This is a genomic window from uncultured Microscilla sp. (genome assembly GCF_947493425.1).
Taxonomy (GTDB): Bacteria; Bacteroidota; Bacteroidia; order Cytophagales; family Microscillaceae; genus Microscilla.
Genome location: NZ_CANLRP010000282.1, coordinates 1 through 6,147, shown reverse-complemented (window position 1 = coordinate 6,147; position 6,147 = coordinate 1). Strand labels below are relative to the sequence as shown.

Annotated in this window: 6 protein-coding genes; all 6 read right to left on the bottom strand. The window is 37.0% G+C overall.

The window, feature by feature from the left end; genetic code table 11:
* Window positions 1–247: 247 nt before the first annotated feature.
* The 6 genes from Q0954_RS32350 to Q0954_RS32325 all read right to left on the bottom strand — a co-directional run bounded on the left by Q0954_RS32350 (window position 248) and on the right by Q0954_RS32325 (window position 5,899).
* A complete protein-coding gene (locus Q0954_RS32350) occupies window positions 248–586 on the bottom strand; it encodes a hypothetical protein (RefSeq protein ID WP_299465636.1) in 339 nt (112 codons plus the stop codon).
* A 238-nt stretch (window positions 587–824) separates the two neighbouring features.
* Window positions 825–1,190 (bottom strand): DUF1987 domain-containing protein, encoded by a 366-nt coding sequence (locus Q0954_RS32345; RefSeq protein WP_002698628.1) that lies wholly within the window; start codon window positions 1,188–1,190, stop codon window positions 825–827.
* 227 nt (window positions 1,191–1,417) lie between these two features.
* A complete protein-coding gene (locus Q0954_RS32340; protein ID WP_299465630.1) occupies window positions 1,418–2,497 on the bottom strand; it encodes a branched-chain amino acid aminotransferase in 1,080 nt (359 codons plus the stop codon).
* Between the two features lie 133 nt (window positions 2,498–2,630).
* Window positions 2,631–3,188: a cob(I)yrinic acid a,c-diamide adenosyltransferase gene (locus tag Q0954_RS32335; RefSeq protein WP_299465627.1), complete on the bottom strand. Its 558-nt coding sequence runs from the start codon at window positions 3,186–3,188 to the stop codon at window positions 2,631–2,633.
* Window positions 3,189–3,581: 393 nt separating this feature from the next.
* The gene (locus Q0954_RS32330) at window positions 3,582–4,508 is read right to left on the bottom strand and encodes an AAC(3) family N-acetyltransferase (RefSeq protein WP_299465624.1); all 927 of its coding nucleotides are present in this window, start codon (window positions 4,506–4,508) and stop codon (window positions 3,582–3,584) included.
* Between the two features lie 281 nt (window positions 4,509–4,789).
* The gene (locus tag Q0954_RS32325; protein ID WP_299465622.1) at window positions 4,790–5,899 is read right to left on the bottom strand and encodes a hypothetical protein; all 1,110 of its coding nucleotides are present in this window, start codon (window positions 5,897–5,899) and stop codon (window positions 4,790–4,792) included.
* Window positions 5,900–6,147 lie beyond the last annotated feature (248 nt).

Sequence of the window (6,147 nt, the reverse complement as noted above, 5' to 3'; positions counted from 1 at the left end):
CCAATAGATTTTAAAGATACATTGTCTATTGGAGCCATTCACAGATTTTAAAATGGAGGATGGCGAACATGTTGTTAGAATGAATAAGGGTTTTGTAATGTCATTAATTCCAGGTGCTTGCCTTACTCATAACCAGGCAAGCATATTATCTGCACATTTTTGGCAATACCAGGCAAAACAAAAAAAGACCGAAAACTTTCGTCTTCGGTCTCTTGTTCAATCAAACTATATAAAAATTTGCTTAAAATTAATTGCCTTTGCGCTTGCGGTTATTATGTTTTTTACGCTTAATATTTTTGCTTGCCCGGTTTTGCTTACGTTGAATTTGCTTACGCTCTTTTCTGGTTACTTTACCATCGGCTTTGGCAGCACGTTTAGTCTTCTTAATGTTTCTTTGCTGCTTACGAAGCTTAGTTGCTTCTTTTTTAGAAAGTTCTCCAGATTTTACTCCGTTGCGAATACGTTTCTTTTGGTTTACCTGACGCTTTTTTACTTTGGGGGTAGACTGCGCCTGAGTTTGGCTGTTGAACGCTACAGTAAGGGCAAACGCCAAGAAAAATCCGAGAAAATATTTAGTCAATTTCATTTGTGTAAATTTTTTAATAATAAGATAAAAGTTTTGTTCTCCGTTTTTAATAAACTTATGCCCCTTAGAGTGTGACATAAGGCAAAGGTTTAATGGCTTGACATTTTTTTTTAAAAAAAAATTTAAATAATCCATAAAAACCTTTAAATCAATTAGTTAACTTTTATCTGAAAACAAAAAAAACGATTACCCTAAAGGATAATCGCAGTTTTTTGTAAGTAATTCAGCCAGTTTACAGCTACATTTCTTCTCGGGTAACCTGAAAGGGGACTTCCACCAAGCGAGCAAATTGTTTTCCCAGGTCTTCTATATCTTCGTCGTCATAGACCCATACCACCTGTGTATGAGGGATAGGTTCTAAGGCTTTTAGTACATCTACACAGGCTTTGGTAGAAGCTGAGTTGATGTACTCTAGTTTAAAGACTACTTTGGTTTGGGCATTGGGATTGTTTTTATACCTGCCAAACCATTCTACTACTGGTTCATAAAAATCCATGGCGTCTTCTGGTAAAGACCTGCCAGTAAATTCAAATACTCCATTTTTAGGATCTAAAACGATTTTTGGAGTATCTTCGGTTCCTTCAAGACTGATTATTTCTACCATACAATAGGTGATTTAGAGATTGTGAAACAAGCTCAACTACCTTTATTTTAATATTTGGTTGGTAATTTTAGTAGTAGCACCTTATGAAAGATACTGTGTACAATTTATAAAAGTCTGATCGTAAAACAAGGTACTTTGCCAGTTTTTTTGTATTCGTTTAGGTCTTATGCCTTTAACCCAAAAGACCACAAACTTGCAAGTTTGTGGTCTTTTATGGTTGATTTTCTTTAGTTTACTTTCACCATCCATTGGTGTTTGTCTGCTACTTTGCCCATACGAATGTTGTGCAGAGTTTCTTTTACCTTATAGGCAAAGGTGCCTTCTACCATTGGCGGCAAGTCATAATCAGTCCCTTGATGCCCTATGGTTTTAATAGAAGATACTACTGCAGCAGTACCTGCACCAAAAGCCTCTTCTACCCTCCCCTCTTTCAATGCTTTGTCTATTTCTTCTACACTAATGCGACGTTCTTCTACGGGTTGTCCAAAGTCTTTTGCCAGTTGTATAATGCTTTTACGGGTAATCCCATTCAAAACGCTGTCGCCCAATGAGGCAGTAATAAGGGTTCCATCTATTTTAAAGAACAAGTTCATTGTTCCTGACTCTTCAATGTATTTGTGTTCGGCTCCATCAGTCCAAATCACTTGGTGGTAACCGTCTTTCTGGGCGTTGCGTGCAGCATATAAAGATGCGGCATAGTTTCCGGCAGTTTTGGCGTAGCCTACCCCTCCTTTTGCTGCACGGGTATAGTCGGTTTCGATACGTACCCGCACTGGCTCTGCATAGTAGCTGGCTACCGGACAAGTAAAAATCATAAACTTGTAGGTATCTGATGGACGTACCCCAATGAAGTCATCAACCGCAAACATAAACGGACGAATGTAAAGCGTGCTTCCTTCTTGTTCTGGCACCCAGCCCTGATCAAGTTTGATGAGCTCTTTTAAGCCATCCATAAAAACTTCTTCGCGTATTTCGGGCATGCACATACGATTTGCCGAAATATTCATACGGTTAAAGTTTTCGTCTGGTCTAAACAGGTATACACCTCCATCGGCTCGCTTATAAGCCTTCATTCCTTCAAAAATCGACTGTGCATAATGCAGAGTAGACATTGCCGGGCTAAAAGATATATTGGCATAAGGGACAATTCTGAGGTCGTGCCATCCATTATCTTTATAATCAGCAACAAACATGTGATCAGAAAATACACGCCCAAATGGTAAATTTTCAAAATCAACTTCAGGCAAACGTGACTTTTCTATTTTCTCTGTCCTAATGCTTAACTTTTCTTCTACTGTCTCTGTCATTATGTGATTTTTTTACGTGAATATCTGTGTTATAACTTTGTAACACTTACTAAAATAGAGTTGCAACTTATATCAACTCAAGGAATGTTGTCTACCTGTAAAATGATCATTTTTTATCAGGTTTTACCCTGGGTTATTTTTTATCCATCCGGGGCTGCCAAGGGGTTTCTGCTATATCCATGTCTTGGTGCATTGCCCTACACAAAGTAAATAAATAGTCAGAAAGGCGATTGAGGTATTGTACCACCAAATCAGCCACAAAATCTACTTCTTGTAAAGCAATGACCATTCGTTCTGCCCGTCGGCATACTGTCCGTGCAATGTGTCCAAATGAGATAGAGGAATGTCCTCCTGGCAATACAAACGCCCTAAGTTCAGGCAATACTGCATTCATCTTATCCATTTCGCTTTCCAGCAAAGCAATGTCTGTTTCAAGCAAATCAGGAATTTTCATTTTAGACTTTTCAGGATCAGACGCCAATGATGACCCAATGGTAAACAGGCGGTCTTGGATTTCTTTCAATACTGCCAGATGTGGTTTATTCACTGGCTGATCGCTCAACAACCCAATATAAGAGTTTAACTCGTCTACTGTACCGTAAGCTTCTATTCTCAAGTGTGATTTTGACACCCTGGTTCCTCCAATCAACGATGTCTTTCCTTTGTCTCCGGTTTTGGTATATATTTTCATTTAGCCTATTAAATTGCAAGACAAATATAACTATATCTACTATAAATATCAATTCTCTTAGAGCCACCCCAAGTCATTGAAAACGGGCTATTTGTATTTCAAAAAACATTTTGTATAAGCTCTGGGTTTGTACAAAATGTTTGAAAGATCAGCACCATATTCACAGAAATAAAGTTTGGCAAAAAACTTTTCCTTCGCCCCTGTTAGGGCAAATGAAGCAAAACTTCGTGTTTACAATGCCAAATAACCTCTTGCTCGAAGCACCTGAAATGTTCTAAAAAAAGCTTCAAACACATTAATGAAAGCCTATCGGCTTTGAGTAAAGTAAAGATAGCTAAAAGGCGACTGTGCCTTACTTGCTATCTAAATTTGTGGTTGAATTATATAACCTATTTAACTGTTAAGTTCATCTAGCAACCCTAAAAATTTGTACGTGATTTTTTTAAAAATACCCTTTGGTTCTGTATAAATCGTGATCTTTTCCTGTGCTAATTCTTCTTGTAAGTTATATAAATCTCTAGCATTTATAGCCCAACTTCGTGCCTGATTAACTTTGTGTGTTTTCAATTGTTTCCTTTGCCTGAGAGTATTCCAAAATTTTCTTCTAATGTAACTCCCTTTAATCAGGTGATCTATTCGACTATTTTGGGGGCAATGAGCAACAAATGTTTTTTGTATTGTATTACCCTCATTATCAATCAACCTTACTTTATAAGACTGATCTTTGTATACGTTAATGGGGAAGTTGTTCACCACGTCCTCTATCACATGAACAAAAGTAAGCCGTCCAAAGCTTGAACCTAAGCCTATAATTTTTGCATTATGACTTAACAATTTATACAGAGGAGTTCCTTTGCCAAAACTAGAATCTGCCAAGTGATGTTCGCTAGTGAACACTTGAGCAAGCTTGCCCTTTGCTAACACTGAATGGGTAGGGTGAATGCTGATGCATGGATCGTACTCTTGTTTGAAAACCCGGCAAATAATACCTGTAGTGGGAGTACTATCCTGATAATCATAAGCTTCTCCTGCAGCATAATACGCCATTGTATCTGCCATTGATTTTGTCAGGTTAAACCCTGGAAACAAAAGTGTGCCTTCTTCTTCTACAGTTTCCAAGAGAGTATCTATAATGACCTGAGGTCCACCATCCACCTTACCAAAAGTACTCAATGCACTATGTACAAACACAATATCTCCTGCCTTGATGCCAAGTTTTTGATATAAGCCAAGCAGGTCACTTTTAGTAACAGGTTTTACAAAGTTTTTGAGTATTTTCTTTTTTCTTTTTTTAAAGGTTTTGACAGGTTTAAACTTCATACATCTGTTATTTAAAACAATTAGAGTAACGCTTCAAAATACATGCCCAAGTTGAGAGCGTATACTTAAACCTAACTAAGGCATTTCTCTGATAAATCCCCATCTTACAGGACTTTAAGCAGGATTTATAAATTTGTACTCTAGTAGTACCACTAACAAAATGATAAAAGGCAATAAAGAGACATTCCAAATCAAATAGTTATTGTGAACATTGTTACTAGTACATAATACATTAGCTACACTGGGCTTGGCAAAACAGAAGCACCCCAATGAATCGGAATTTAGAAATAGCCTCGGTTCTTTGTACGACTTTGGCCAAAAGCACCTTGTTGGTAGATTTGGTCAAATGTTGTAAACTCAATTACATCCCCATACTTATCTTGAATTAGTTTGATGGAATCTTTAAACAACTGAAATTGATGCACCCCAAAGCACTTAGGATGAGAGTTTGCACAAAGTATTAGATTTTCAGTGTCTTTATATTTTTTGAGATTGTAAGCAATGATTTGATCAATCAAATTTACATCTGTAGTCATATTGTCAAAAGATAACACAAAAGGAGAATGGATAGCATTCATAATTTTATACTTTCGACTGTTGGTAGGAGGTCCTGAAAATCCACTGCCAGCATCATCGTATTTGAGTTGGCGGTATTTTTCTTTATTTAATAGCTTCTTTTTGATACGAGTTAGACGATTACCAATAAAAGCTGGCATGGTAGTAACAGGTACCTCAAAAAGCCCTTCATTGGCTTCTTTGTCAAGCTCTCCCTGTAGGTTTACTGTCCAACCTGATTTCTGAAACACCTGACGATAATCTACGCTGAGTGCTTCTGTTTTCCAGAACAACCCTCTCACTACGGAGCTATCTATTCGTATGCCCTGCTGATACAGTGCTTGAAAAATTTTATCAGTAGTTGGTTGTATGCTATAACATCCAGCACGATAGGCAATACACTGGTAATCTGGTTTTACTTCCTTACAAATATTGACCATTTCATTGACGGCATTTTCAATGATTCCAGAAATGTTCAAAGGGGGATTTTCATGCACATATTCATTTAATCCTAGTTTGGGCGAAGGAATGTAATTGCTATCTTTAAACTCTGACAGGAGCCAATGAGGATGAATGTGTAATTGCACATCATGATTTAGCTTGAGAGCGGTGTGTAACTGTTTTTTAAAAGGGAGGTAAAACCCTTCATAATCCCAATCTTTAAACATTTGGGCACTACAAATATCAGCAAACAATACCACTGGAACATTGAAATCCTCGGCAACTTCTAAGATTTTTTCTGAGGGAGTAAAAACTCCTTTATTGTAATTACTGCAACTCCCCATTGGTAACTCATAGTCGAAAGTGAGCAATAACTTGACTTTATCTAATTTCATAAAATTATTTTATTCTTTAAAGTTTCAGAATAGACTTGGTCTCGTTCCAGAAAGCCCTAAACAAGCAAAGTTGCTTATGCAAAAAAATACCAATGTGTTTTGCTGAAAAAATGCAAATATAAAAAAGCATTACATAAAACAATAAAATTAAGTTTGCTGGTTTTAATATGACTAGTGCAACAGGAGCTAAGTTAATATAGTATTAATTTCCTTTTCCTTTGTAAAGCCTTTGAACTTCCACTTCAAAG